Raw genomic sequence first — 26,240 nt, forward strand, 5'->3', positions numbered from 1 at the left:
GAACGACGGCCTCCACGGTCGGGGCGCGGCACCGGCTGCGGCGCGGCCTCGGCTTCCGGGGCCTCGGCTTCCGGGTCCTCGTGGGACTGCGGGCTGCTGTTCCTCGCTCCGATGGCGCCGGCCGGGGTCTTCGGCGCGCTGGACGCCGGGGACACCGCGGTGCGGTGGCGCGGGTGTCAAGGTGGCCACGATCGTGATGGCGTTCGGCTGCGGAGCCGGGAAGCCGGCGGCACCGCGGTTCCCCAGGGCCGCGGGGAACCGCGCGACGAGCCATGACGGACCCGCGGCGAGAGGTGGCCCGCAGGCCGACGGCGCGTTGTCGGTGGCGCCCGTTACGCTCGCCGCATGGCTGTGAACTCGTCCCCCGAAACCCCGCTCCCCGTCGGCGAGGTGTCCCGGATGATCGGGGGCTGGATCGACCGGCTCGGGGCGGTGTGGGTCGAGGGACAGATCACGCAGTTGTCGCGGCGCCCCGGCGCGGGGGTCGTGTTCCTGACGCTGCGCGATCCCTCGTACGACATCTCCGTCAGTGTGACCTGCTACCGACAGGTCTTCGACGCCGTCGCGGACGTCGTCGGCGAGGGCGCCCGCGTCGTCGTCCTGGCGAAGCCCGAGTGGTACGCCCCGCGTGGCCAGCTGTCGCTCAGGGCCGCCGAGATAAAGCCCGTCGGCGTCGGCGAGCTGCTGGCACGCCTGGAGCGGCTGAAGAAGGCGCTCGCGGCCGAGGGACTGTTCGCGCCGGAGCGGAAGAAACCGCTGCCGTTCCTGCCGCAGCTGATCGGCCTGGTGTGCGGGCGTGCCTCCGCCGCGGAGCGGGACGTGCTGGAGAACGCCCGGCACCGCTGGCCCGCCGTCCGCTTCGAGGTGCGCAACGTCCCCGTGCAGGGCGTGCACGCCGTCCCGCAGGTGGTGCAGGCGGTGAAGGAGCTGGACGAGATCGACGAGGTGGACGTCATCATCGTCGCCCGCGGTGGCGGCAGCGTGGAGGACCTGCTGCCCTTCTCGGACGAGCAGCTCGTACGGGCGGTGGCGCAGTGCCGTACGCCCGTCGTGTCCGCCATCGGGCACGAGCCGGACAACCCGCTCCTGGATCATGTCGCCGACCTGCGCGCCTCCACCCCGACCGACGCGGCGAAGAAGGTCGTGCCGGACGTGGGCGAGGAGTCCGAGCGGGTGCGGATGCTGCGGGATCGCGCCCGGCGCTGCATGAACGCGTTCCTGGAGCGGGAGGAGCGCGGCCTTGCGCACGCGCTGGCCCGGCCCTCGATAGAGGACCCGCACCGGATGATCGACGAACGGGCCGATCAGGTGGCCTCCCTGATCGAGCGGAGCCGGCGGACCCTCGGGCATCTGCTGGACCGCGCGGACTCGGAGCTGACGCACACCCACGCGCGCGTGGTCGCCCTCTCCCCCGCGGCCACGCTCAAGCGGGGTTACGCGGTGCTGCAGAAGGCCGATGGGCATGTGGTCCGGGACCCGGAGGAGGTCGCGCGGGGCGAGGTGCTGCGCGCCCGGGTGGCCGACGGTGAATTCACAGTGAAGGCAGGCGAATGACCAGCAGGGTGGACGAGGCGCTCTCGTACGAGCAGGCGCGGGACGAGTTGATCGAGGTCGTACGGCGCCTGGAGGCGGGCGGTACGACGCTGGAGGAGTCCCTGGCGCTGTGGGAGCGCGGTGAGGAGCTGGCCAAGGTCTGCCGGCGCTGGCTGGAGGGGGCGCGGGCCCGGCTGGACGCGGCGCTGGCCGAGGAGGCCGAGGAAGAGGACGCCGAGTAGGCGCGGCACTCCCGGGGTTGTGAAGCGGATCACCACACCCCGACTTTCGTTGAAGGTTGAACTTCATTTGGCGTAGGGTCGTGCCGTCAGCCGGTCCGGCGTCCCGGACCGGACGCGCACTCGAGGAAGTCCCGCATGTCTCTCGTTCTTGACCCCGCCAGCCAGGACCTGCTGTTCCGTGAGGCCCGCACCGCGAACACCTTCACCGACGAGCCGGTGACCGACGAGCAGGTCCAGGCGATCTACGACCTGGTCAAGTACGGCCCCACCGCCTTCAACCAGACCCCGCTGCGCATCACCCTGGTCCGCTCCGCCGAGGCCCGCGAGCGCCTGGTGCGGCACATGGCCGAGGGCAACCGGGCCAAGACGGCCACCGCCCCGCTGGTCGCGATCCTCTCCGCGGACAACGAGTTCCACGAGGAGCTGCCGGCGCTGTTCCCGGCCTTTCCGCAGGCCAAGGACGTCTTCTTCGCCGAGCGCCCGGCCCGTGAGGGCTCCGCGGCACTGAACGCGGCCCTGCAGGCCGCGTACTTCATCGTGGGCGTCCGCGCCGCCGGTCTGGCCGCCGGCCCGATGACCGGCTTCGACTTCGAGGGTGTCCGCAAGGAGTTCCTGGACGACGACCACACCCCGCTGATGGTCGTGAACATCGGCCGGCCGGGCCCGGACGCCTGGTACCCGCGCTCGCCGCGGCTGGCGTACGACGACGTCGTCACCACGGTCTGAGCACCGCACCCACCACCACTCGCAGACGAAGAGGCCCCCGGCAGCGCCGGGGGCCTCTGTCGTACGCGGTTCTCACTGCATTTTCAGCGCCGCCGCCATCTTCGTCAGCTCGGCGAAGGACGCCGTACCGGCCACCACCGTCGTGGAGCCGGGCGTGTCCCGCAGGACGAGGGCGTCGTAGCGGCCGCCGGTGCAGCGGGTCCAGGCACGGTCGCCGATCTTCTCGGTCTGCTTCGTCACCGACCCGCCCTGACTGGCCTCGTCGATGAAGTCGGCGGGCCTCTGCGTGGACTGCTCGACCTGCACGTACTGGCCGTCCGGGGTCTGGAAGCCCAGGTGCCAGCGGTCGGAGTCCCCGCCCTGGAAGCGCACGGACGTCGCCTTCCAGGTACTCGGCAGGCCTTCGGGCGCGGCCACCGGGTAGCTCACCGCGCGCCGGGCCGTGAGCAGCTCGACCCGGTAGTCCACGCGCTTGAGGTCGGGAGCGTGATCGTCGTGCGGGATGGTGAGAAAGTAGACGACCGCCGCCGCGATCCCGATCAGAGCCAGGGAGAGGATCATGTCCCGGGCCGTCTTCTGCTTACCGTTCGAACCTGCCACGCCCCCTATCGTCGCAGGTGTCCCAAGCGCTCATCCGTGGGGTCCCCTGCTCATTTTGTCTGCCTAACGATAGAGTCGGGGACCAAGACCCTCATCCGGCCGTCGTCGTATCAGAAAGGTGCGCTCCGATGACCGAAAATCATCACCTGCCGTCCGAGCTCGATGTTCCCTCCGAGGCTCCCGACCGCAACCTCGCCCTGGAACTCGTCCGGGTGACCGAAGCCGCCGCGATGGCAGCGGGCCGCTGGGTGGGGCGCGGCGACAAGAACGGCGCCGACGGCGCCGCGGTGCGCGCCATGCGGACCCTCGTCTCCACCGTGTCGATGAACGGTGTCGTCGTCATCGGCGAGGGTGAGAAGGACGAGGCCCCGATGCTCTTCAACGGGGAGCGGGTGGGCGACGGCACCGGTGCCGAGGTCGACATCGCCGTCGACCCGATCGACGGCACCACGCTGACGGCCAAGGGCATGCCCAACGCGATCGCCGTCCTTGCCGCCGCCGAGCGCGGCGCCATGTTCGACCCGTCCGCCGTGTTCTACATGGACAAGCTGGTCACCGGCCCGGAGGCGGCGGACTTCGTCGACATCAACGCGCCCGTCGAGGTCAACATCCGCCGGATCGCCAAGGCCAAGCGGTCCGCGCCGGAGGACGTCACCGTCGTCATCCTGGACCGGCCGCGGCACGAGGGCCTGATCCGGGAGGTCCGGGAGGCCGGCGCACGCATCAAGCTGATCTCCGACGGCGACGTCGCCGGCTCGGTGTACGCGCTGCGCGAGGGCACCGGCGTCGACCTGCTGCTCGGCATCGGCGGCACTCCCGAGGGCATCATCTCGGCCTGCGCCGTGAAGTGCCTGGGCGGCACGATCCAGGGCAAGCTGTGGCCCAAGGACGATGAGGAGCGGCAGCGGGCGATCGACGCCGGGCACGATCTGGACCGGGTGCTCACCACCGACGACCTGGTCTCCGGGGAGAACGTCTTCTTCGTGGCGACCGGCATCACCGACGGTGAGCTGCTGCGCGGGGTGCGGTACCGCTCCGAGACCGCGTTGACCGAGTCGATCGTGATGCGGTCGAAGTCGGGGACGGTGCGGCGGATCGACTCCGAGCACCGGCTGCGCAAGCTGCGGGCCTACAGCGCGATCGATTTCGACCGGGCCAAGTAGCAGCGCCCAAGCGGAGGGGGCGGCGGGATCACCGGCGCGTGCGGATCCGCGTGGCCGGTCGCGCCCACGCGGCGAAGCCGCGTGTCGGACACAGTCCCGCGCCCCTTCGGCAGGGATGCGCCCTCGGTGCGGAGAGGGCGCCCCGACACGCTCAGCCGGCTATGCGATTGGCCGCCGTCGCCCGTGCCGCCTTCTTCAGTTCCATCTCCCGGCGGCGGCGCCTCGCCAGGACAACGCGGCGTTCCGCCGCCGTGAGGCCACCCCAGACGCCGTAGGGCTCGGGCTGAAGGAGGGCGTGCTCGCGGCACTCGACCATGACCGGGCAGCGTGCGCAGACGCGCTTGGCCGCCTCCTCGCGGGACAGCCGCGCGGCCGTCGGCTCCTTCGACGGAGCGAAGAACAGACCCGCCTCGTCACGCCGGCACACCGCCTCGGTGTGCCAGGGAGCGTCTTGATCCCTGTCTCGCGCTGACACCCGCTGGGCCGGCACGGCAGCTACCTGCAGGGACGAAGGCGGCGGTTGCAGCACGGTCTACTCCTGACGACGGCTTCGCGAGCGAGCGACGATGCAGCAAGGCCTACCCGCTGTGCGCGCGCCTATGCACTGCGTTTCCCACTACGGGCGCGCGGCGGCTCGTTCACGCCCCTTCGCCGGTGCGAGAGCGGACCTGACCCCTACGGTCACCCGCGGATTCGCGCCCCTCAGTGGTCCAGGTGTCTGCGCAGTTTCCGGTCCACCGTGTCCTGGACGCGCTCCATGATGTCCGCCACCAGCTTGCCGCGCTTGGGCCGCGCCTCCACGCTGCCGAGGACGGCCCAGCCGTCGACGTAGACGACCGGGGCGTCGGACTCGACCGAGTCCAGCGGGCTCACCTCGAAGGCGCCCAGCACCCCGCCGCCGGTGCCGCGCAGCGAGATGTTCTCGGGAACACGGATCTGGACGTCCCCGAAGACCGAGACGGCTTTGATGACGACCTGCTGGTACTCGAAGATCGCCTCGCTGAGGTCGATCTCGACCGAGCCGAAGATCGCGTACGCGTGCAGCCGGCGGCCGGCTCGCCAGCGGCCCCGGCGCATGGCGCTGCTGAACACCGCTACGACGTTGGCGTCGGCCTCGGCCGGGATCGCGCCGGGCGTGGGGCGGGACGGGACGGGCGCGTAGGCGGGGCCGGACGGCTGCCGGTGGGCGGCGGGCAGGTCCCGGATGAAGACCTCCAGCTCACCCACCGTCTTGGCATGCAGCACCCCTTCGACGCGCTCGGCGTGCTCGTCGGCGGTCAACCGGCCCTCGGCGAGGGCCTCGCGGAGGATGTCGGCGACCCGGTCGCGGTCGGCGTCCGAGGCGCGCATTTCGGAGACGCGCGGTCCGGCGTCCTGGATGGGGGCGGGCTTCTGAAGGTCCACGGCAGCAGCGTACCGAAACGCGATAGATCGCGACTAGGGTTGTGGAGAACCCCGGGCCTCTCCCACTGAGCCTTACCTCACAGGTTCGCCGGCGGCGGCAGGTCCTAGGCTGGTGAGGCCCGCCAGCGTCGGCGGGCGGCCGTCCGTCAGAGTGAGGAATGGGCTGAGATGCCTGAGTTCGCGTACACCGATCTGCTCCCCCAGGGAGAGGACACCACTCCGTACCGGCTGGTGACCTCCGAGGGCGTGTCCACCGTCGAGGGGCCGGACGGGCGGACGTTCCTCAAGGTGGAGCCGGAGGCGCTGCGCAAGCTGGCCGAGGAGGCCATCCACGACATCCAGCACTACCTGCGCCCGGCCCACCTGGCGCAGCTGCGCCGCATCATCGACGACCCCGAGGCGTCGAACAACGACAAGTTCGTCGCGCTCGACCTGCTGAAGAACGCGAACATCGCGGCGGCCGGTGTGCTGCCGATGTGCCAGGACACCGGCACGGCGATCGTGATGGGCAAGCGCGGGCAGAACGTCCTCACCGGAGGCGAGGACGAGAAGCACCTCTCGCACGGCATCTACGACGCCTACACCAAGCTGAACCTGCGCTACTCGCAGATGGCTCCGCTCACCATGTGGGAGGAGAAGAACACCGGCTCCAACCTGCCGGCCCAGATCGAGCTGTACGCCACGGACGGCGGCGCCTACAAGTTCCTGTTCATGGCGAAGGGCGGCGGCTCGGCCAACAAGTCCTTCCTTTACCAGGAGACGAAGGCCGTCCTGAACGAGGCCTCCATGATGAAGTTCCTGGAGGAGAAGATCCGTTCGCTCGGTACGGCCGCCTGCCCGCCGTACCACCTGGCGATCGTCGTCGGCGGCACGAGCGCCGAATACGCGCTGAAGACCGCGAAGTACGCCTCCGCGCACTACCTGGACAACGCGCCCACCGAGGGCTCGCCGCTCGGCCACGGCTTCCGGGACAAGGAGCTGGAGGAGAAGGTCTTCGAGCTGACGCAGAAGATCGGCATCGGCGCGCAGTTCGGCGGCAAGTACTTCTGCCACGACGTCCGGGTCGTCCGCCTCCCCCGGCACGGCGCGTCCTGCCCGGTCGCCATCGCCGTGTCCTGCTCGGCCGACCGTCAGGCCGTCGCGAAGATCACCGCCGAGGGCGTCTTCCTGGAGCAGCTGGAGAAGGACCCGGCGCGCTTCCTGCCGGAGACCACGGACGAGCACCTCGACGAGGCCGGCGACGTCGTCAGGATCGACCTGAACCAGCCGATGGACGACATCCTCGCAGAGCTGACCAAGTACCCCGTGAAGACCCGCCTGTCCCTGACCGGCCCGCTGGTCGTGGCCCGCGACATCGCGCACGCCAAGATCAAGGAGCGGCTGGACGCGGGCGAGGAGATGCCGCAGTACCTGAAGGACCACCCGGTGTACTACGCGGGTCCCGCGAAGACCCCCGAGGGCTACGCCTCCGGCTCCTTCGGCCCGACGACGGCCGGCCGCATGGACTCCTACGTGGAGCAGTTCCAGGCGGCGGGCGGCTCGAAGGTGATGCTCGCCAAGGGCAACCGCAGCAAGCAGGTCACCGACGCGTGCGACGCGCACGGCGGCTTCTATCTCGGCTCCATCGGCGGCCCGGCCGCCCGCCTCGCCCAGGACTGCATCAAGAAGGTCGAGGTCCTCGAGTACGAGGAACTGGGCATGGAGGCCGTCTGGAAGATCGAGGTCGAGGACTTCCCGGCGTTCATCGTCGTCGACGACAAGGGCAACGACTTCTTCCAGGACCCGGCTCCGCAGCCGACGTTCACGAGCATCCCGGTGCGCGGGCCCGGCCTCGGCTGACCCGGTAGCGGTACCGTGCGGAGCCCCTGGCCATGGCCAGGGGCTCTTCTCGTCACCCGAAACCGTCGTCACCCGAGGCTGTCTTCACCCGAAGCGCTGGTTCGCCGACCCGTCGCAGCTCCGCAACCGGATCCGGTCCCTGGCCGCGCCCAGCGTCAGGCACAGGTTCGTCGCGGCGGCCGGGCGGAGGGTGCCGGACTGCTGGACGAAGCGCTGGTTTTCGCCGCCGTGGCAGTTCCACAGGATCAGGCCCGTGCCGGCGGTGAACGAGCCACCCGGCACGTCGAGGCACCGGTCGTGGGTCAGCTCCACGTGCAGCGAGCCCCGTTCGGTGTCGTACCACCAGCCCTGGTTGCGGCCTCCGTGGCAGTCCCAGCCGATCACCTCGGTGCCGTTCGCGCTCGACCCGCCCGAGGCGTCGGCGCAGGTGCCCGTGGCCTGGTTGGCCAGCGGGCGGAAGGCGTCGTCCCAGGCTCCCGGGTACAGCTCGGGCGTTCCGGTGCTCGCCGGGTCGGCGCAACCGGCCTCGCGGTAGCCGGAGTCGTAGAACCGGGTCAGGCAGGCCGCGAAGGCTCCGTGGCCCCGGGCGTTGGGATGGAAGGACTGGCGTACCGAGTTGGAGTCGGGCGGGAAGGGGTTGGTGACGTCCACGTACAGGCCGCGCGCCCAGGTGTCCTCCATGCAGACCTCGTGGCCGTGGAAGAGGCGGGAGGCGTCGAGGTAGGAGGCGCCGCTCTCGCGGGCCGCCCGGCGCACGCCCCGCTCGAAGCGGGGGACGGCGCTGTTGCGGCCCCAGGCCGCGTCGGAGTCGTGGCCGGTGCAGCCGCCGGGCAGCTTGCCGGGGTAGCCGGGGTTGTCGTGGATGTCCGGGCCGATGGGGCTCGGGTAGCCCATGAGGACGAGTGTGTAGTCGCCGTCCGCGTATCCGGCGTCGCGCATCACCGTCTTCAGGTCGGCGACGGTGGCCTCCACCTTCGGCACCAGGCTGTCGACGCGTGCCTGCCAGCCGGGGTCGTACGCGGGCGCGCAGGCGCCCTGGAGGGTGAGCCAGCGGGTGACGCAGTCGGTCATGACGGGCCCGAACTGCAGGTCGTCGTTGGCGCCGACGACCAGCACGATCATCGTGATCCGGGTGTTGCGGGCCTTCACTGCGAGGCTGTCGCTCTGCACGGGTTCGTCGGCGTACTGCTTGCTGCCGCCGATGCGGATGTTGCCGGTGTAGGCACCCGAACAGGCGACGTTGTAGGTGACGTCCGCGGGTATCCCGGTGCGGTGGATGGCCGCCTGGGGCGAGCGGTGGCACCAGTTGTCCGGGCCGTTGGTGCCGGGTTCGTAGGTGCCGACGCCCTCGCCGGAGATCTCGCTGTCACCCAGGGAGATCAGGGCGGTCTTGCGGTCGGCGAGGGGCCGTTCGGCCGGGTCGCCGTAGAGGGCGGTGGCCTCGGCGGCGCGGATGCGCTCCAGGCCGTCCGGGAGGGGGGTGGCGGCCGCGGTGGCCGGGGCCGCGTGGCCGGCGGGGGCCGTGAGGCCCGCGAACACGGTGGCGGCCGCCGCGACAGCGACGGCCGTACATCTGATCCTGGATCTGACGCGTTTCATGACGCCTCCCCGAAGCAGGTGTTACCACCGGTGTGTACTGGCGGGTAGTCAGTTTGGGAATAGGTGTGCCGCGACAGGTGCTCATGTTTTCGGAGGTACGACGATGACGACCGAAGAGCCGCAGTACCGGATCGAGCACGACTCCATGGGCGAGGTCCGGGTCCCGGCCCGTGCGAAGTGGCGGGCGCAGACCCAGCGAGCCGTCGAGAACTTCCCCGTCTCCGGGCAGCGGATCGAGCGGGCCCATATCGAGGCGCTGGCGCGCGTCAAGGCGGCCGCGGCGAAGGTGAACGCCCAACTCGGGGTCCTCGACGAGGAGGTCGCTGAGGCGATCCAGGAGGCGGCCGGTGAGGTCGCCGCGGGAGAGTGGGACGAGCACTTCCCGGTGGACGTGTTCCAGACGGGCTCCGGCACTTCCTCCAACATGAACGCCAACGAGGTCATCGCGACCCTCGCCACCGAGCGGCTCGGCCGGGACGTGCACCCCAACGACCACGTCAACGCCTCGCAGTCGTCCAACGACGTCTTCCCGTCCTCCATGCACATCGCCGCCACCGCGGCGGTCACCCATGACCTGGTCCCGGCCCTGGAGCACCTCGCGGCCTCCCTGGAGCGCAAGTCCGTGGAGTTCGCCGACGTGGTGAAGTCCGGGCGGACGCATCTGATGGACGCGACGCCGGTCACGCTCGGGCAGGAGTTCGGCGGGTACGCGGCCCAGGTGCGTTACGGCGTCGAACGGCTGCGCGCCTCGCTGCCCCGGCTGGCCGAGCTGCCGCTCGGCGGCACCGCGGTCGGCACCGGCATCAACACCCCGCCCGGGTTCTCCGCCGCCGTCATCGAGGAGGTCGCCCGGGCCACCGGGCTGCCGCTCACCGAGGCCCGCGACCACTTCGAGGCGCAGGGCGCACGGGACGGGATCGTGGAGACCAGCGGGCAGCTCAGGACCATCGCGGTCGGCCTGACGAAGATCGCCAACGATCTGCGCTGGATGTCCTCGGGGCCGCGCACCGGTCTCGCGGAGATCCGGCTGCCCGACCTCCAGCCGGGCTCGTCGATCATGCCGGGCAAGGTCAACCCGGTCGTCCCCGAGGCCGTGCTGATGGTCGCCGCACAGGTCATCGGCAACGACGCCACCATCACCACCGCCGGTGCCGCCGGGAACTTCGAGCTGAACGTGATGCTCCCGGTCATCGCCAAGAACGTGCTGGAATCCATCCGGCTGCTCGCCAACGTCTCGCGGCTGCTGGCCGACCGGACCATCGACGGCATCACCGCCGACCGGGAACGCACCCGCGAGTACGCGGAGTCCTCTCCCTCCGTGGTCACCCCGCTCAACAAGTACATCGGTTACGAGGAAGCCGCGAAGGTCGCCAAGAAGTCCCTCGCGGAGCGCAGGACGATCCGTGAGGTCGTCCTGGAGAGCGGGTACGTCGAGCGCGGCGACCTGACGCTGGAGCAGCTCGACGAGGCCCTGGACGTCCTGCGGATGACGCGTCCGTAACCAGGAGCGAACCTTTCCGGCCACCGCTGTACAACCGTGACGGGCGCCGCAGCGTCGTATGCCTACGGCACCTAATATCTGTCCATGGCGGACGACGGAGCGGTGACACGAGTGGAAGCGGGACCTGTCACGTACTGGACCCCCGGAACGCGGATCCTGTGGCGCTACCGGGAGAACGCCGGCGAGCACGTCCACATCGCGCGGCCCGTCACCGTGGTACGCGACGACGCGGAGCTGCTCGCGGTGTGGATGGCGCCCGGCACCGAGTGCGTGCGCCCGGTCCTGGCCGACGGCACACCCGTGCACCTGGAGCCGCTGGGGTCCCGCTACACCAAGCCGCGCACGGTCCAGCGGGACCGGTGGTTCGGCACGGGTGTGCTGAAGCTCGCCGAGCCCGGCCGGCCCTGGTCGGTGTGGCTGTTCTGGGAGCCGGGCTGGCGGTTCAAGAACTGGTACGTCAACCTCGAACAGCCCCTGACCCGCTGGTCGGGCGGCGTGGACTCCGTGGACTACTTCCTGGACATTTCCGTGCACCCGGACCGCAGTTGGCACTGGCGGGACGAGGACGAGTTCGCGCAGGCCCAGCGGGACGGGCTGATGGACGAGGCGACCGCCGAGCGGGTGCGTGCGGCCGGGCGGGACGCGGTGGCGGTGATCGAGGCCTGGGGGCCGCCGTTCTCGGACGACTGGCCGCACTGGCGCCCGGATCCGTCCTGGACGGTACCGTCACTCCCCGATGACTGGGACCGTACGCCCGCGCACGTGTCCTCATGAGACCCTTGATGCGCCCCCCGGCAAGAAACGTAGGATCGTCCTCCGCAAGGGCGCGTAAATGCAACTCCCGGCGCATGGGCTGGGCTTGACCGATCGTCACCGAGGGGCGGCAGGACGTGAGCGAGGGGTACCAGGGCAACACCACCGCCGGCCGCCACGGCCCCGCCGGTGGCACGGCGACAACCTCTGAGCACGCGGGAATCCCGTTCCTGGGGCACGTATTGCGGGTATCGGGATTTCTGCGGGACCAACTGCGCGCCCGGCGCGTAGCCCCGGACGGATGGATGCGACACGCGTGACGGAGCAGCCCACCTCCTTCGAACGCCCCCAGCCGGGCGTGGACCCCGCGGAGGCCCGCGGGGCGCTCCTGCATACCCCGAAGCCGCCCGGCAGCCCGGCCTTACCCGTGCAGGCCCGGGCCGACGGGACGCCGTCCGGCGGCCCGGCAACGGTCACGCCCTGCGGCAAGGGAAAGGACGGCAAGGGGAAGGAGCCCCCAGTCAACGGCCCCGAGCACTCCCAGCCCGCCACCGCCGAACCCGGGGCGCACCGCCCGCGTCCGGCACCGGAGGCCATCCCGCCGCAGCCCGGTGCCGAGCAGGAGCGGGCGCCGGGCGGTCCGGAGCGCCGTACCGGGCGGGGACTGCCGCCGGGACGGCCCATGCCGATGCGGCGCGACGGCGACCGGCTGCGGTTCGTCGGCGCGGCCACCCGGCGCATCGCCCGCGGGCTCGACCTGGACGAGATCGTGATGGGGCTGTGCCGGGCCACCGTGCCGACCTTCTCGGACGCGATCCTGGTCTATCTGCGCGACCCGCTGCCGGTCGGCGACGAGCGGCCCACCGGACCGGTGGTGCTGCGGCTGCGCCGGACCGACCGCATACCGGAGGAGCGGGACACCGACGGGGTGCTGCTGCCGTCGGCCTTCGAGCCGGAGCCGGAGCCGACCGCGCTGGCGGATCTGTCCGCACTGACGACCGAGCTGTGCGAGGTGCGGCCCGGCGGCGCGCTGAACGAGGTGCTGCGCGGGGTGCGGCCGGTGTTCGCCGACGCGCCCGCCGCCCGGGCCGCACTGCCCGAGCTGCTCGGCGAGGGCGGCGAGGCGGTCGTACCGGAGGACCGGCACGCGATCCTCGCGCCGCTGCGCGGCCGCCGCCGGGTGATCGGCGCGGCCCTGTTCCTGCGCCGCCCGGAGCGGCCGGCGTTCGAGGCGGACGATCTGCTGGTGGCCGCGCAGCTGGCCACGCACAGCGCGCTCGGTATCGACAAGGCGGTGCTGTACGGCCGGGAGGCCTACATCGCCGACGAGCTGCAGCGCACCATGCTGCCCGAGACCCTGCCCCGCCCGACGGGGGTGCGGCTGGCCTCCCGGTATCTGCCGGCCGCGGAGACCGCGCGGGTCGGCGGTGACTGGTACGACGCGATCCCGCTGCCCGGCAGCCGGGTCGCGCTGGTCGTCGGTGACGTCATGGGGCACTCCATGACCTCGGCGGCCATCATGGGCCAGCTGCGTACGACGGCCCAGACGCTGGCCGGGCTCGACCTGCCGCCGCAGGAGGTACTCCACCACCTGGACGAGCAGGCGCAGCGCCTGGGCACCGACCGCATGGCGACCTGCCTGTACGCCGTCTACGACCCGGTCACCCACCGCATCACCATCGCCAACGCCGGCCATCCGCCGCCCGTACTGCTGCACCTGGGCGGCCGGGCCGAGGTGCTGCGGGTGCCGCCGGGCGCGCCGATCGGGGTCGGCGGGGTCGACTTCGAGGCGGTCGAGCTGGACGCGCCGGCCGGGGCCACCCTGCTCCTCTACACGGACGGTCTGGTGGAGTCCCGGCTGCGGGACGTGTGGACCGGCATAGAGCAGCTGCGGGAGAGGCTCGCCGCGACCGCGCAGCTGACCGGCCCCGACCATCCGCCGCCGCTGGAAGCGCTGTGCGACGAGGTGCTGGACATGCTCGGCCCGGGTGACCGGGACGACGACATCGCGCTGCTCGCCGCCCGCTTCGACGGGATCGCGCCGAGCGATGTCGCGTACTGGACGCTGGAGCCGGAGGACTCCGCTCCCGGCCAGGCCCGCCGGCTGGCCCGGCGCGCGCTGGCCCGCTGGGACCTGGAGGACCTGACGGACTCGGTGGAGTTGCTGGTCAGTGAGGTCGTGACGAACGCCGTACGGTACGCGTCCCGGCCGGTGACCCTGCGTTTGCTGCGCACGGACGTGCTGCGCTGTGAGGTCGGCGACGACGTGCCGCAGCTGCCGCGCCTGAGGCAGGCACGGGCCACGGACGAGGGCGGCCGCGGCCTGTATCTGGTCAACAAGCTGACCCGGCGCTGGGGCGCGACCCGGCTGAGCACCGGCAAGGTGGTCTGGTTCGAGCTGAACCGGGGCTGAGGTCCGCCCGCGTGACGGCGAAGGGCGCCCGGAGGACTCCGGGCGCCCTTTCTCGTGCGCGCCTACGGACCGAAGTCTTCGTCGGGGTCGAGCGGATCCTCCGTGATGGGGTCCGTCGGCGGTCCGCTGCTCGGCGTCTGGCTCGGGGTCTGGGACGGCGTCTGCGAGGGAGTCTGGGACGGCGTCTGCGACGGAGTCTGCGACGGCGACTGGGACGTCGTCGGCGGCTTGCTGCTCGGCGTCTGTGACGGAGTCTGCGACGGCGACGGGGACCACGTCGGGGTCGGGGTCGGCTCGACGGCCGCGCCCTGGGTGGTGTTCAGGTCGAACTTGGCCCGGCTCGTCACACCGAAGGTGTACGCGGCCCAGATCTTCGCCGGGGGTCCGCCGCCGTTCACGCGGCCGCCGCCCATCGCGCCCTTCAGCGGGACTTGGGCACCCTTCTTGACCGGCTCGCCCTCACACCCGGTGCCGCCGGCCTTGGCCGCCTCGCCGAACAGGCCGACGGAGGTGACCAGGTCGGGCGTGTAACCGGTGAACCAGGCCGAGCGGTTGCAGTCGGACGTACCCGTCTTGCCCGCCACCTGCCGGCCGTTGCGCAGCGGGTTGCCGGCCACCGACTCCTGGGCCGTACCGTCGTCGACCACGCCGGTGAGCACGGAGGTCACCGTGTCCGCGCTCGTCCGGCTGATCACCGAGCCGCCGACCGCCTCCGGGAAGCGCACCGTACGGCCCTTCTTCTCCGCCGCCTTGATGATGGTGGGCGTGACCCTGTCGCCGTGGTTGGCGAGGGTGGCGTACATCCCGGCCATCTCCAGCGGGCTGGCGCCCATCGAGCCCAGCGTCTGCGCGGGCACGGCCTGCATGCCCTTGGTGTCCATGCCGAGCTTGTTCGCCGTGCTCATGACCTTGTCCATGCCGACGTCCACGCCCATCTGCGCGAAGACGGAGTTGACGGACGCGTTCATCGCGTTCTGAACGGTGATCTTGTCGTAGTCCCGGTTGTCCTCGTTCGGCGGGGCGAAGCCGACCCTGGAGCCGTGGTCCAGGACCTGGCGGCGGCTGGTGCCGTCGTAGACCGTGTCGGCGGTGATCGGCTTGCCGTCCTGCGTGGTGGCGTTCTGCTCAAGCGCGGCGGCGAGGATGACCGGCTTGAACGTCGAGGCGGGCTGGTAGTCGGCGCGCGTGGCGTTGCTGAAGTAGTGCTGGTAGTAGTCCTGCCCGCCGTACAGCGCGACGATCCTGCCCGTCTTGGGATCGATGGAGACGGCGCCGGCCTGGACGTCGCCGTCGACCTTGCGCCGCTTCTTGTCGAGCCTGCTCGTCAGCTGCGTCTTGACGGCACGCTCCAGCGCGGCCTGCTTCTTCCGGTCGATGTTGAGGGTGATGGTCCAGCCCTTGTCGATGACCGCGCTCGCCGCCTGGCCCTGGCTCAATCCCTCCTCATCCATCAGCTGCTGCTCAAGCTGCTGGTTGGCGAGCTCGACGAGGTAGCCCTTCTGCCCGCCGAGGCCGGGAGCGCCCTTGGGCTCCTTGGGTATCGGGAACGTCATGGCGTCCCGCTTGGCCTTGGGCAGCCAGCCCTCCTCGACCATGTTGTCCAGGACGTAGTTCCAGCGCTCCTTGACCAGCCGCTTGCCGGTGGGCGTGGCGATCGCCCAGTCGTACTGGTTCGGCGCCTGGAGCAGGGCCGCGAGGTAGGCGCCCTGCTCGACCTTCAGGTCCTCGGCGTCGACGTGGTAGTAGGCCTGCGCGGCGGCCTGGATGCCGTAGGCGTTGCGGCCGTAGTAGCTGGTGTTGATGTAGCCGGCGAGGATGTCGTCCTTGGACTTCTCGCGGTCCACCTTCAGCGAGATGACCATTTCCTTCAGCTTGCGCGTGACGGTCTGGTCCTGGTTGAGGTAGTAGTTCTTGACGTACTGCTGGGTGATCGTCGAACCACCCTGCTTGCCCTTGCCGGACAGCGTGTTGAGCAGGCCCCGGGCCGTGCCTCTGAAGTCGACGCCGACGTCGTGGTAGAAGCTCTTGTTCTCCGCGGCGACGAAGGTCAGCTGGACCTTGCGGGGCACGTTGGCCAGATCGACGATCTCCCGGTTGACCTCGCCCTTGCGGGCCAGGATCGTCCCGTCGCTGAACTTGTAGACGTTGCTCTGCTGCTGCGCGGCGGCGTTGCCCTCGGGGATGTCCACGTACAGGTAGAGGCCGATGAAGCCCGCGATGCCCAGCAGGCACACCCCGAAGAAGGTCCCAAGGATCTTCTTCCAGGTGAATATCCGGCGTATGAGGCTCTTGGCGGGCTTGCCGCCGGCCGGGGCGGCCCCGGTGCCGGCCGAGGGCGTGGAGCGGCGGCCCTTGGGCGCCGCGCGGTGGCCACCGCGCTGTCGCGCTCGTCTCTCTTCCGCTCGTCCCATGGGTCCCTACGCTCGCTTCCGCTCTCGGGGTCAGCTCCGAAAGCTAACACCCGTCTATATGACAAAGGGCGTCCGATCCGCTCTTTTACGGACGTGACAATCAGCACCCACCCCAAGGGAACCGACGGGTATGAGCGCCGTAAGGTTGCTTGACACGCTAAAGTGATATCACTTAGCTAGAAGCAAGCTAGGCGCTTCGAGTGGAGCGCCACCGAGAACGGGGGGCCACCCATGTCCGCACACGAGCCCGCACACGAGCCCGCCCAGGCGGCGGCCGCCACCGCCGACGTGCCCGAGATGCCCGCCCCACGGGTACGGGAGTTCACCGCGCACAGCATCGGCGGCGGGCTCGCCCTGCTGCTCGGACTGTTCGGGCTCGGTGCCGCCGCCGCACTGTTCGCCGTCTCCTCGGCGGTCTCCGCCGCCGGCGCCAAGGGCGGACTCATAGCCGCCGGCGTCCTCGTCTTCCTCGCCGCCGTCATCGCGATGCGCGGGCTGAACACGGTGGCGCCCGGCGAGGCGCGGGTCGTCCAGCTCTTCGGGCGCTACCGGGGCACGATCCGGCAGGACGGCCTGCGCTGGGTGAACCCCTTCACCTCCCGGACCCGGATCTCCACCCGGGTGCGCAACCACGAGACGGCCGTCCTGAAGGTCAACGACGCCTATGGCAATCCGATCGAGCTGGCCGCGGTCGTGGTCTGGAAGGTCCAGGACACCGCCCAGGCGGTGTTCGAGGTGGACGACTTCTCCGAGTTCGTCGCGACGCAGACCGAGACGGCCGTACGGCACATCGCCATCGAGTACCCGTACGACGCGCACGAGGAGGACGGCCTGTCGCTGCGCGGCAACGCCGAGGAGATCACCGAGAAGCTGGCCGTCGAACTGCAGGCACGGGTGGAGGCGGCCGGGGTGCGGATCATCGAGTCACGCTTCACCCATCTCGCGTACGCTCCCGAGATCGCCTCGGCGATGCTCCAGCGGCAGCAGGCGGGGGCGGTCGTCGCGGCCCGCCGGCAGATCGTGGACGGCGCCGTCGGAATGGTCGAGGCGGCGCTCGCCCGGATCTCCGAGCGGGACATCGTGGAGCTGGACGAGGAGCGCAAGGCGGCGATGGTGTCGAACCTGATGGTGGTGCTGTGCGGTGACCGGGCCCCGCAGCCGGTCCTCAACACCGGGACCCTTTACCAGTGACGGACTCCTCGGAGAATCCGAAGCGCCGACCGCAGCAGCGCAAGCAGGTGCTGCTGCGGCTGGACCCGTCGGTGTACGAGGCGCTCGCCCGGTGGGCGGGGGACGAGCTGCGGTCGGCGAACGCCCAGATCGAGTTCCTGCTGCGCAAGGCGCTGGCCGAGGCCGGACGCCTGCCGAAGGAGACCGGGCCGTTGCCCCGCAGGGGCCGACCGCCTGTCTCAGAACCGTGACAAACGGCTCCCACCTGCGGGACCGTACCCCCCGCCATGGTTTGCACACTCGGTGTATACATCCTGCGTATACACCGTATGTAGAGTGCTCCGCATGTCCATCGGTCACACCCTCCTAGGGCTCCTTGAGTCCGGCCCGCGCCACGGCTACGACCTCAAGCGGGCCTTCGACGAGAAGTTCGGTCACGACCGGCCGCTGCACTACGGCCAGGTCTACTCCACGATGTCCCGGCTGCTGAAGCACGGCCTCGTGGAAGTCGACGGGATCGAGGCGGGCGGCGGGCCCGAGCGCAAGCGGTACGCCATCACCGACGCCGGCGTCACCGACGTCGAGCACTGGCTCGCCACCCCGGAGAAGCCGGAGGAGTACCTCCAGTCGACCCTCTACACCAAGGTCGTCCTCGCGCTCCTCACCCACCGGGACGCGGCCGACATCCTCGACACCCAGCGCGCCGAGCACCTGCGCAGCATGCGGATCCTGACCGACCGCAAGCGCAAGGGCGATCTCGCCGACCAGCTGATCTGCGACCACGCCCTGTTCCACCTGGAAGCCGACCTGCGCTGGCTGGAACTGACCGCGGCGCGCCTCGACAAGCTCCGTGCGGCGGTGGCCGTATGACCAGCACCCCGCCTCCCCCCGGCTCCCTGCTCGCCGCCGAGAACCTGCGCAAGGCCTACGGCCCGACGGTCGCCCTCGACGGCGCCGCGTTCTCCATCCACCCCGGTGAGGTCGTGGCCGTGATGGGCCCCTCCGGCTCCGGGAAGTCGACGCTGCTCCACTGTCTCGCCGGGATCGTGCCGCCCGACTCCGGCTCGATCACCTACGCCGGCCGCGAGCTGGCGACCATGAGCGACACCGAGCGCAGCGCGCTGCGGCGCAGCGAGTTCGGGTTCGTCTTCCAGTTCGGCCAGCTCGTCCCCGAGCTGACCTGCGTGGAGAACGTGGCCCTGCCGCTCAGGCTGAACGGCACCTCCCGCAAGGAGGCCGAGCGGTCCGCGCTCGGCTGGATGGAGCGCCTGGAGGTGGACGACCTCAAGGGCAAACGGCCCGGCGAGGTCTCCGGCGGCCAGGGGCAGCGCGTCGCGGTGGCGCGGGCGCTGGTCACCGGGCCGCGGGTGCTGTTCGCCGACGAGCCGACCGGCGCGCTGGACTCCCTCAACGGCGAGCGCGTGATGGACTTGCTGACCGACGCGGCCCGCTCCACCAACGCGGCCGTCGTGCTGGTCACGCACGAGGCCCGGGTGGCCGCCTACTCCGACCGGGAGATCGTCGTACGCGACGGCAAGTCCCGGGACATGGAGCGGGCCATATGAACGTGCGGCAATGGGCCCGGGATCTGGGCATGGGGGTCCGGTTCGCCTTCACCGGCGGGCGCGAGGGCTGGGTCCGGATGCTGCTGACGGCGGCCGGTGTCGGCCTGGGCGTGGCCCTGCTGCTGCTGACGACCTCGCTGCCGAACGTGCTGACCGTGCGGCACCAGCGCGAGCAGGCCCGTCAGGATCTCACCTACGGCGTGGCCATGCCGCCGAAGGGCGAGAACACCGTGCTGGTCAGCGCGACCGACACCAGGTGGCGGTCCAAGGACATCCGGGGCCGCCTGCTCAGGCCCGAGGGCCCGCGAGCGCCGCTGCCGCCGGGCGTCGACCGCTTTCCGGCCAACGGCGAGATGGTCGTCTCACCCACGCTGCGGGAACTGCTCTCCTCGGACGGGGCGAAGCTGCTGCGGGAGCGGATCCCGTACCGGATCACCGGGACGATCGGTGAGAGCGGGCTGATCGGCTCGCACGAACTGGCCTACTACGCGGGCAACGGGGAACTGACCGCGAGGCCGGACAGCACGCGGGTGGTGCGGCTGAGCGCGTTCGGCGATCCGCACCCGACCACCGAGCGGGCGGACCCCGTGCTGATCATGATGATGCTGGTCGTGTTCGTCGTGCTGCTGATGCCGGTCGCCGTGTTCATCGCCGCGGCCGTACGGTTCGGCGGCGAGCGGCGCGACCGCAGGCTGGCCGCGCTGCGGCTGGTGGGCTCCGACAGCCGGATGACCCGGCGGATCGCGGCGGGCGAGGCCCTGGCCGGGGCGCTGCTCGGGCTGGTCGTGGGTACGGTGTTCTTCCTGATCGGGCGGCAGGCGGCGGGCTCCGTCGAGGTGCTGGGCGAGAGCTTCTTCCCCAGCTATCTGAACCCCTCCCCCGTGCTCGTCGCGCTGGTCGCGGTGGCGGTCCCAACCGCCGCCGTGCTGGTCACGCTGTTCGCCATGCGCGGGGTGGTCGTGGAACCGCTCGGTGTGGTGCGCACGGCCAGGCAGGCCCGGCGCCGCCTGTGGTGGCGGTTGCTGCTGCCGCTGGCGGGCCTCGCGATGCTGTACCCGATGATCGGCAACGGCCGCGCGCACGGCGACTTCAACCAGTACCTGGTCGTCGGCGGTGTGATGCTGCTGCTGGTCGGTGTGACCGCGCTGCTGCCGTGGCTCGTGGAGGCGGTCGTCGCCCGGCTCGGATCCGGTGCGGTCTCCTGGCAACTGGCCGTTCGCCGGTTGCAGTTGAGCAGCGGTACGGCGGCCCGCATGGTCAACGGGATCGCGGTGGCCGTGGCCGGGGCGATCGCGCTGCAGATGCTGTTCGCGGGCGTGGAGAGCCAGTACACCAAGGACACCGGCCGCGACCCCCTCCGTGCGCAGATGGAGATCGATCTGTCCCATCGGCCGCAGGGGGTGTCCGCGGGGCGGGAGTTCCAGCGCACCAAGGGCGTACGGGCGTCGGTGGCGATCTCCACCGGAACGCTCGGCGACCGGCGCCGTGACCCCGGCACCTCGGCAAGCGTCACTGTCGGCGACTGCTCCGCCCTGCGTGAGCTGGCCCGTCTGCCGTCCTGCCGGGACGGTGACGTGTTCACGGTGAGCACCGAGGAGGACGAGGCCGCCCTGCGCGTCTTCATGCGGCCGGGCCGGCGCGGTTACCTCGACCCCACCTTCTCCGAGAGCGTGCGCGGCAGGGAGATCCCCTGGACGGTACCGGCCGGCCTGCGCCGGGCGACCGCCCGCAGGGACTCGCTGCAGGGCAGCGTCAACGGCCTGCTGGTCACCCCGTCCGCACTGCCCGCGAAGGCCATCCCGACGGTGTCCGACCAGGTCTATGTGCGCCTCGATCCGTCGGTGCCGGACGCGGAGGATCAGGTACGCAACACGGCCGCGCGGCTGGATCCCCTCTCCTACGTCTGGAACTGGTCGGCGACCGAGCAGTCCACGAAGTACGCCTCGCTGCGCACCGGCCTGTTCATCGGCGCGGTCTGCGTCCTCGCGCTGATCGGGGCGAGCCTGCTGGTCTCCCAGCTGGAGCAGTTGCGCGAGCGGCGCAAGCTGCTGTCGTCGCTGGTCGCCTTCGGCACCCGGCGCCGCACGCTGGGCCTGTCGGTGCTGTGGCAGACTGCGCTCCCCATCGCCCTCGGCCTGCTGCTGGCCTCGGCGGTCGGCCTCACCCTCGGCGCGGTGCTGCTGAAGATGACGGCCACCCCGGTGACCGTCGACTGGGCGAGCGTGCTGTCGATGGCCGGCGCGGGTGCCGCGGTGGTCCTCACCGTCACCCTGCTGAGCCTGCCGCCACTGCTTCGGCTGATGCGCCCGGAGGGGCTGCGCACGGAGTAGCGGCGCGGTGCGCCAAGGGCCCTTCCGCCAGGAGGGGCCCTTCACACGTCCCGCTCCAGCACCCGCACCGGCAGCGAACGCATGGCCTCGCGCAGGGCGGCCGCGAGTTCCCGGTACTCCGCGCCGCGCGCCGCCCCGGCCCGCATCGCCAGGGCGATACGGCGGCTGGGCGCGGGCTCGGCGAAGTAGCCCGTGAGGAGCTGGCTGCTGCGGGTCGTCTCCAGCTTCAGCGCGGTGCGCGGGAGCAGGGTGCAGCCGAGACCGCCCGCGACGAGCTGGACCAGCGTGGAGAGCCCGGCGGCCGTGGTGGTGACCGGCGCGCCCTCCCGTCGCCCACCACCACCCTCAACCGAGGGGCTCCGCCCCGCCCCTTTGAATTCCCGGCCGGCCTCCCGGCAGATGTCCAGGGCCTGGTCGCGCAGGCAGTGCCCCTCGTCCAGGAGCAGCAGGTTGAGTTCCTTCAGGGCCTCGCGCGGGATGCCCTCGCGGCCGCCGAGCCAGTGGTCGAGCGGGGTGACGAGCACGAAGTCCTCGTCGAAGAGGGGGAGTTCCACGACTCCCGGGACGCCCAGCGGCACGGCCAGCAAGAGCAGGTCGAGCCGGCCGGAGTTCAGGCCGTCGATGAGGTTGGCGGTCTGCTCCTCGTGCACCTGCAGATCGAGGTGCGGGTACCGCTCGTGCACCAGCCGCAGCACGGTGGGCAGCAGATACGGCGCGACGGTCGGGATGACCCCGAGCCGCAGTGCCCCGGTGAAGGGTGCCCGGACCGCCTCGGCCTCCTCCAGGAGCGCGCCGACCGCCTCCAGCACCGCCTTCGCCCGCACGGCGAGACGCTCCCCCGCGGGCGAGAGCAGCACCTTGCGGGTCGTACGCTCGAGGAGGGTCACCCCGAGGGTCTCCTCCAGCGCCGAGACCGCGCCGGACAGGGCGGGCTGGCTCATCCCGATGGCGGCCGCCGCGTCCCGGAAGTGCAGATACTCGGCCACGGCGGCGAAGGCCCGTAGCTGGGCGAGGCTCGGCTGCCTCCGCTTACCATTACTGACAGTCACTGATAGCTACCTCCGATCAACACGACCGAGTGTAGCTATTTCCCTAATCAATGCACCCTGTGCCAACATCGACAACGTCCAACCCATGGGAAACACCCTCAAAAGGGGTTTTTCTTCGCTACAAGGAGAGCCTGTGCTCACTGTCGGTGACAAGTTCCCCGAGTTCGAACTGACCGCCTGCGTCTCACTGGAGAAGGGCAAGGAGTTCGAGCAGATCCACCACAAGTCCTACGAGGGCAAGTGGCTGGTCGTGTTCGCATGGCCGAAGGACTTCACCTTCGTCTGCCCGACCGAGATCGCCGCGTTCGGGAAGCTGAACGACGAGTTCGCCGACCGCGACGCCCAGATCCTCGGCTTCTCCGGTGACTCCGAGTTCGTCCACCACGCCTGGCGCAAGGACCACCCGGACCTGACCGACCTGCCCTTCCCGATGATGGCCGACTCCAAGCACGAGCTGATGCGCGAACTCGGCATCGAGGGCGAGGACGGCTTCGCGCAGCGTGCCGTCTTCGTCGTCGACCCGAACCGTGAGATCCAGTTCACCATGGTCACCGCCGGTTCCGTGGGCCGTAACCCCAAGGAGGTCCTGCGGGTCCTCGACGCCCTGCAGACCGACGAGCTGTGCCCGTGCAACTGGAGCAAGGGCGAGGAGACCCTCGACCCGGTCGCGCTGCTGGCTGGTGAGTGACCCATGTCGCTCGACTCCCTGAAGTCCCGCGTCCCGGACTACGCCAAGGACCTCAAGCTCAACCTGGGCTCGGTCATCGGCAACTCGGAACTGCCGGCACAGCAGCTGTGGGGCACGGTGCTGGCGACCGCCATCGCCTCCCGTTCCCCGATCGTGCTGCGTGAGCTGGAGCCGGAGGCGAAGGCGAACCTGACGCCGGAGGCGTACACGGCCGCGAAGGCCGCCGCCGCGGTGATGGCGATGAACAACGTCTTCTACCGCACCCGGCACCTGCTGTCCGACCACGAGTACGGCACCCTGCGCGCGGGTCTGCGGATGAACGTCATCGGCAACCCGGGCGTGGAGAAGGTCGACTTCGAGCTGTGGTCCTTCGCGGTCTCCGCGATCAACGGCTGTGGCATGTGCCTGGACTCTCACGAGCAGGTGCTGCGCAAGGCCGGCGTGGAGCGCGAGGTGATCCAGGAGGCGTTCAAGATCGCCTCTGTGGTTCAGGCGGTCGGCGTCACCCTCGACGCAGAGGCTGTGCTGGCCGAGTAGGCCGCCCCGCCGGGACCCCGCTCACCCTTGGTGGGCGGGGTCTTCCGCGTTCTCGGGCGCCGCCTCGTCCGCGGGCTCGGGAGAGGCGTGCTGCTGCTGGATGTCCCGCGAATACTGCCGCAGGTACCCCACCACCGTGTTCGTCACCGCCACCAGCGGTACGGCCACCACCGCACCGCCGATGCCGGCCACCATGCCGCCGGCCGCCACGGTCAGCACGACCGCCAGCGGGTGGACACGGACCGCCCGGCCGAGGATGAACGGCTGGAGGACGTGGCCCTCGATCTGCTGGACCGCGAGGACGACCGCGAGGGTCATGACCGCCGTGAAGACACCCTGGGTGACGAGCGCCACGATCACCGCCAGCGCGCCGGAGGCGACCGCGCCGACCAGGGGGATGAAGGAGAACAGGAAGATGAAGACGGCCAGCGGGACGGCCATCGGCACGTCGAGGAAGTAGATGCCGATGCCGATGAAGATCGCGTCGATGAGGGCGACCAGGACCGTACCGCGGACGTAGGCGGTCAGGGTGCGCCAGGCGCGCGGGCCGGCGCCGGCCACGCCCGGGCGGGCGGCGGAGGGCACCAGCCTCAGGAACCACTGCCAGATGCGCTTACCGTCGTAGAGCAGGAACAGCGTCGAGAAGAACACCAGCAGAATGCCGGTGAGGGCCTCGACGATGACCTGAACGCCCTCCAGGCCCGCGGACGTTATCTGGTCGGCGTTGGCGCCGATCGCCTCGCGGAGGTTCTGGGCGATCTGGTTGATCTGCTTGTCGGTGACGTGGAAGGGGCTCTTCAGCAGCCAGTTGCGCAGGTCGTCGATGCCGTTCTGGATCTGGCTGGAGAGCGTGTCGATGTTCTCCATGACCTGCCAGGTCACGAACCAGCCCATCAGGCCGATGACGACGAAGCCGCTGATGGCGGTGAGCGCGGTGGCCAGGCCACGCGGCACCCCCCGGCGGGTGAGCCGGGCGACCGTCGGCTGCAGCAGCGCGGTGACCAGCAGGGAGATGACGAAGGTGAACACCACCAGCTGCACGGCGCTGATGACCCGCATCAGCACCCACACGGTGCCGGCGAGGACCAGCAGGCGCCAGCCGGCCTCGGCCGCGACCCGGACCCCCCAGGGCACGGCCTCGGCCGGGTCGGGGCGGGGGCCGGCCGGCGGCGCGGGCCGGCGAGCGGCCGGTGCCGGGTCCAAGGCCAGGGGCACGTCGGCCGGCTCGGACTCGGTGCGCTCCTTCTCCACCTCGGCCCGGCGCTCGTTCAGACGCTCGCTCATCTCGGTGAGACCTGCCCCGACCCGGCCGAGCCACCCTGGCACTCGCGACATGATCCGTCCTCTTCCCCCGCGTCCCCGGGTGCTCGTCACCACTCCCCCCTGGAGTCGTTCGGATACGACCGTACAGGGCGAAAGCCCCTCACCATGGGACGGGAAGGGGCTGCGCGAGGTCGAGCGGGGGCCGGGCGGCCTAGTACCAGTGGTTGGCCTGCCAGAACGACCAGGCCTGGCAGGGGCTGCCGTAGCGGCTGTTCATGTAGTTGAGGCCCCACTTGATCTGGGTGGCCGGGTTGGTCTGCCAGTCGGCACCGGCGGAGGCGTACTTGCCGGCGGGCAGGGCCTGGAAGAGACCGTAGGCACCGGAGGAGGCGTTGACCGCCTTGTAGTTCCAGCTGGACTCGTGGTCCACGATGTTGCTGAAGCACTGGAACTGGCCGCCGACCACCATCTGACGCGCCATCGCCTGGATCTGCGCCACGGAGTAGCTGCTCTGGGTGGGGAAGCTGGAGGAGTCGCGGACGTCGTCGCGGCTGGCCGCGGCCTTCGCCTCGGCGCGCTCCTTGGCGGCTTCCTCGGCCGCCTTCTCGGCGGCTTCCTTCTTCGCGATCGCGGTCTCGGCGGCGGCCTTGCGGGCCGCTTCCTCGGCGTCCTTCTTGGCGCTCGCGTCCGCGGCGACGGCCTGTGCGTCGGCCTGCTGCGTCAGGGACGCGGTCTGCACCTGCGCCTGCTGACCCGCGGGTATGTCCGCGAGGAGCGTGGTGTCGGCTGCCGTCGCCTCGGCGTCGTTGGTCTGCGCGGTGCTACCCGAGGCAACGCCGACAACGCTTCCGACGGCGGTGACCGCGGTGGCCGAGGCCACTGCGAATCCCCGGACCGAAATCCGGCTCACACGGTTTCCTTCCAGCATCGCCCGCTTCGGTGACCCTGGCGGACGCAATCGTGCCCCTGGCACTGGCCTCCCAACTGCGGGGTCACGGGAGGCACGGACCCGGTGGGCAACTCCCCCGAGGGGAGCGCCGCGTGGTGCTCGGGCGGCATACGGCGGCGCTATGGAGTTGATGGTGCTGCTGTGGTGCGGTACCTCCCCCACTGCCGTGAGGCGTGGGCGGTACCCCCAGGGGTACACGTGTGCCGTATGCGGGGCCTGACAGGACTGAGACTCTGCCGTAACCGGACGGCGGGTGGCAATTCTGAGTTGCGTGTGAAAGCTCACATCTCGTTTCACCCTGTTGATTTCAGGAAACCACCACACGCGAAGGCACCGCCCGGCTAGGCTCCTGTGCCTTTGCCGGGCGGCGCCAACTGGACCTGCCCAGATATCCGCTTGGATGCCCTTACTGATCTTTTCGTAAGTTCGGTGGGTGGGGTGGGTGGATGGTGAGTCCGGTGTGGGCGAGGAAGGACCACGGCAGTTGTGGGTTGTGGTTGATGCG

Annotated in this window: 23 protein-coding genes; 15 read left to right on the forward strand and 8 right to left on the reverse strand. The window is 70.7% G+C overall.

The features are described from left to right. Window positions 1-345: 345 nt before the first annotated feature. The 3 genes from xseA (at window position 346) to ABZ079_RS25995 (ending at window position 2,501) form a co-directional block, all read left to right on the forward strand. Complete coding sequence (xseA, locus tag ABZ079_RS25985; protein ID WP_356941851.1) at window positions 346-1,554, forward strand: exodeoxyribonuclease VII large subunit; 1,209 nt, start codon at window positions 346-348, stop codon at window positions 1,552-1,554. Then, complete coding sequence (locus ABZ079_RS25990) at window positions 1,551-1,775, forward strand: exodeoxyribonuclease VII small subunit (protein WP_356941852.1); 225 nt, start codon at window positions 1,551-1,553, stop codon at window positions 1,773-1,775. Before xseA ends, ABZ079_RS25990 begins: the two co-directional genes overlap by 4 nt. Window positions 1,776-1,910: 135 nt before the next feature. Further along, entirely contained in the window at window positions 1,911-2,501 is a 591-nt protein-coding gene (locus ABZ079_RS25995) for a malonic semialdehyde reductase (protein WP_356941853.1), read from the forward strand. A 72-nt stretch (window positions 2,502-2,573) separates the two neighbouring features. On the opposite strand, the gene ABZ079_RS26000 is transcribed toward ABZ079_RS25995, so the two are convergent. Continuing rightward, the gene (locus tag ABZ079_RS26000) at window positions 2,574-3,101 is read right to left on the reverse strand and encodes a DUF4245 domain-containing protein (RefSeq protein WP_356941854.1); all 528 of its coding nucleotides are present in this window, start codon (window positions 3,099-3,101) and stop codon (window positions 2,574-2,576) included. Window positions 3,102-3,229: 128 nt separating this feature from the next. On the opposite strand from ABZ079_RS26000, the gene glpX reads away from it, so the two are divergent. After that, entirely contained in the window at window positions 3,230-4,264 is a 1,035-nt protein-coding gene (gene glpX / locus ABZ079_RS26005; protein WP_356941855.1) for a class II fructose-bisphosphatase, read from the forward strand. Between the two features lie 151 nt (window positions 4,265-4,415). On the opposite strand, the gene ABZ079_RS26010 is transcribed toward glpX, so the two are convergent. After that, window positions 4,416-4,793 carry a WhiB family transcriptional regulator gene (locus tag ABZ079_RS26010; RefSeq protein ID WP_356941856.1) on the reverse strand — a complete coding sequence of 126 codons (378 nt, stop codon included), beginning with the start codon at window positions 4,791-4,793 and terminating at the stop codon, window positions 4,416-4,418. A gap of 173 nt (window positions 4,794-4,966) precedes the next feature. Beyond that, window positions 4,967-5,614 (reverse strand): DUF1707 domain-containing protein, encoded by a 648-nt coding sequence (locus ABZ079_RS26015; RefSeq protein ID WP_356941878.1) that lies wholly within the window; start codon window positions 5,612-5,614, stop codon window positions 4,967-4,969. A gap of 222 nt (window positions 5,615-5,836) precedes the next feature. Between ABZ079_RS26015 and ABZ079_RS26020 the strand changes: the two genes are divergently transcribed. Then, entirely contained in the window at window positions 5,837-7,507 is a 1,671-nt protein-coding gene (locus ABZ079_RS26020) for a fumarate hydratase (protein WP_356941857.1), read from the forward strand. A gap of 84 nt (window positions 7,508-7,591) precedes the next feature. Here the strand turns inward: ABZ079_RS26020 and ABZ079_RS26025 are convergent, their stop codons facing one another. Then, window positions 7,592-9,106: a ricin-type beta-trefoil lectin domain protein gene (locus ABZ079_RS26025; RefSeq protein WP_356941858.1), complete on the reverse strand. Its 1,515-nt coding sequence runs from the start codon at window positions 9,104-9,106 to the stop codon at window positions 7,592-7,594. Between the two features lie 103 nt (window positions 9,107-9,209). On the opposite strand from ABZ079_RS26025, the gene ABZ079_RS26030 reads away from it, so the two are divergent. From ABZ079_RS26030 to ABZ079_RS26040, 3 genes are all read left to right on the forward strand, one after another. Further along, entirely contained in the window at window positions 9,210-10,607 is a 1,398-nt protein-coding gene (locus tag ABZ079_RS26030; RefSeq protein ID WP_356941859.1) for a class II fumarate hydratase, read from the forward strand. A gap of 84 nt (window positions 10,608-10,691) precedes the next feature. After that, a complete protein-coding gene (locus tag ABZ079_RS26035) occupies window positions 10,692-11,381 on the forward strand; it encodes a DUF402 domain-containing protein (RefSeq protein ID WP_356941860.1) in 690 nt (229 codons plus the stop codon). Window positions 11,382-11,676: 295 nt separating this feature from the next. After that, the gene (locus tag ABZ079_RS26040) at window positions 11,677-13,773 is read left to right on the forward strand and encodes a SpoIIE family protein phosphatase (protein WP_356941861.1); all 2,097 of its coding nucleotides are present in this window, start codon (window positions 11,677-11,679) and stop codon (window positions 13,771-13,773) included. A 62-nt stretch (window positions 13,774-13,835) separates the two neighbouring features. On the opposite strand, the gene ABZ079_RS26045 is transcribed toward ABZ079_RS26040, so the two are convergent. After that, window positions 13,836-16,184: a transglycosylase domain-containing protein gene (locus tag ABZ079_RS26045; protein WP_356941862.1), complete on the reverse strand. Its 2,349-nt coding sequence runs from the start codon at window positions 16,182-16,184 to the stop codon at window positions 13,836-13,838. Between the two features lie 231 nt (window positions 16,185-16,415). Here ABZ079_RS26045 and ABZ079_RS26050 point away from each other — a divergent pair, with 231 nt between their 5' ends. From ABZ079_RS26050 to ABZ079_RS26070, 5 genes are all read left to right on the forward strand, one after another. After that, complete coding sequence (locus tag ABZ079_RS26050) at window positions 16,416-17,375, forward strand: SPFH domain-containing protein (protein ID WP_356941863.1); 960 nt, start codon at window positions 16,416-16,418, stop codon at window positions 17,373-17,375. Further along, window positions 17,372-17,605: a hypothetical protein gene (locus ABZ079_RS26055; RefSeq protein ID WP_356941864.1), complete on the forward strand. Its 234-nt coding sequence runs from the start codon at window positions 17,372-17,374 to the stop codon at window positions 17,603-17,605. Before ABZ079_RS26050 ends, ABZ079_RS26055 begins: the two co-directional genes overlap by 4 nt. A gap of 94 nt (window positions 17,606-17,699) precedes the next feature. Continuing rightward, window positions 17,700-18,224: a PadR family transcriptional regulator gene (locus ABZ079_RS26060; RefSeq protein WP_356941865.1), complete on the forward strand. Its 525-nt coding sequence runs from the start codon at window positions 17,700-17,702 to the stop codon at window positions 18,222-18,224. Further along, on the forward strand, window positions 18,221-18,919 hold the full coding sequence (locus ABZ079_RS26065; protein WP_356941866.1) for an ABC transporter ATP-binding protein: 699 nt from the start codon (window positions 18,221-18,223) through the stop codon (window positions 18,917-18,919). The genes ABZ079_RS26060 and ABZ079_RS26065 overlap by 4 nt, the downstream gene beginning before the upstream one ends. Beyond that, window positions 18,916-21,249 carry an FtsX-like permease family protein gene (locus tag ABZ079_RS26070; RefSeq protein WP_356941867.1) on the forward strand — a complete coding sequence of 778 codons (2,334 nt, stop codon included), beginning with the start codon at window positions 18,916-18,918 and terminating at the stop codon, window positions 21,247-21,249. Before ABZ079_RS26065 ends, ABZ079_RS26070 begins: the two co-directional genes overlap by 4 nt. Before the next feature lie 41 nt (window positions 21,250-21,290). Here ABZ079_RS26070 and ABZ079_RS26075 read toward each other — a convergent pair whose 3' ends face one another. Beyond that, window positions 21,291-22,298 (reverse strand): LysR substrate-binding domain-containing protein, encoded by a 1,008-nt coding sequence (locus ABZ079_RS26075; protein ID WP_356941868.1) that lies wholly within the window; start codon window positions 22,296-22,298, stop codon window positions 21,291-21,293. Between the two features lie 133 nt (window positions 22,299-22,431). Here ABZ079_RS26075 and ABZ079_RS26080 point away from each other — a divergent pair, with 133 nt between their 5' ends. Next, on the forward strand, window positions 22,432-22,986 hold the full coding sequence (locus ABZ079_RS26080; protein WP_356941869.1) for a peroxiredoxin: 555 nt from the start codon (window positions 22,432-22,434) through the stop codon (window positions 22,984-22,986). A 3-nt stretch (window positions 22,987-22,989) separates the two neighbouring features. Then, window positions 22,990-23,523: an alkyl hydroperoxide reductase gene (locus ABZ079_RS26085; protein WP_356941870.1), complete on the forward strand. Its 534-nt coding sequence runs from the start codon at window positions 22,990-22,992 to the stop codon at window positions 23,521-23,523. 21 nt (window positions 23,524-23,544) lie between these two features. Here the strand turns inward: ABZ079_RS26085 and ABZ079_RS26090 are convergent, their stop codons facing one another. Together ABZ079_RS26090 and ABZ079_RS26095 are read right to left on the reverse strand one after the other, a co-directional pair. After that, entirely contained in the window at window positions 23,545-24,858 is a 1,314-nt protein-coding gene (locus ABZ079_RS26090; protein ID WP_356941871.1) for an AI-2E family transporter, read from the reverse strand. Between the two features lie 139 nt (window positions 24,859-24,997). Beyond that, window positions 24,998-25,714, reverse strand: coding sequence for a transglycosylase SLT domain-containing protein (locus ABZ079_RS26095; protein WP_356941872.1), 717 nt, complete (start codon window positions 25,712-25,714; stop codon window positions 24,998-25,000). Window positions 25,715-26,240 lie beyond the last annotated feature (526 nt).

This window comes from Streptomyces sp. NPDC006314 (assembly GCF_040613075.1).
Taxonomy (GTDB): domain Bacteria; phylum Actinomycetota; class Actinomycetes; order Streptomycetales; family Streptomycetaceae; genus Streptomyces.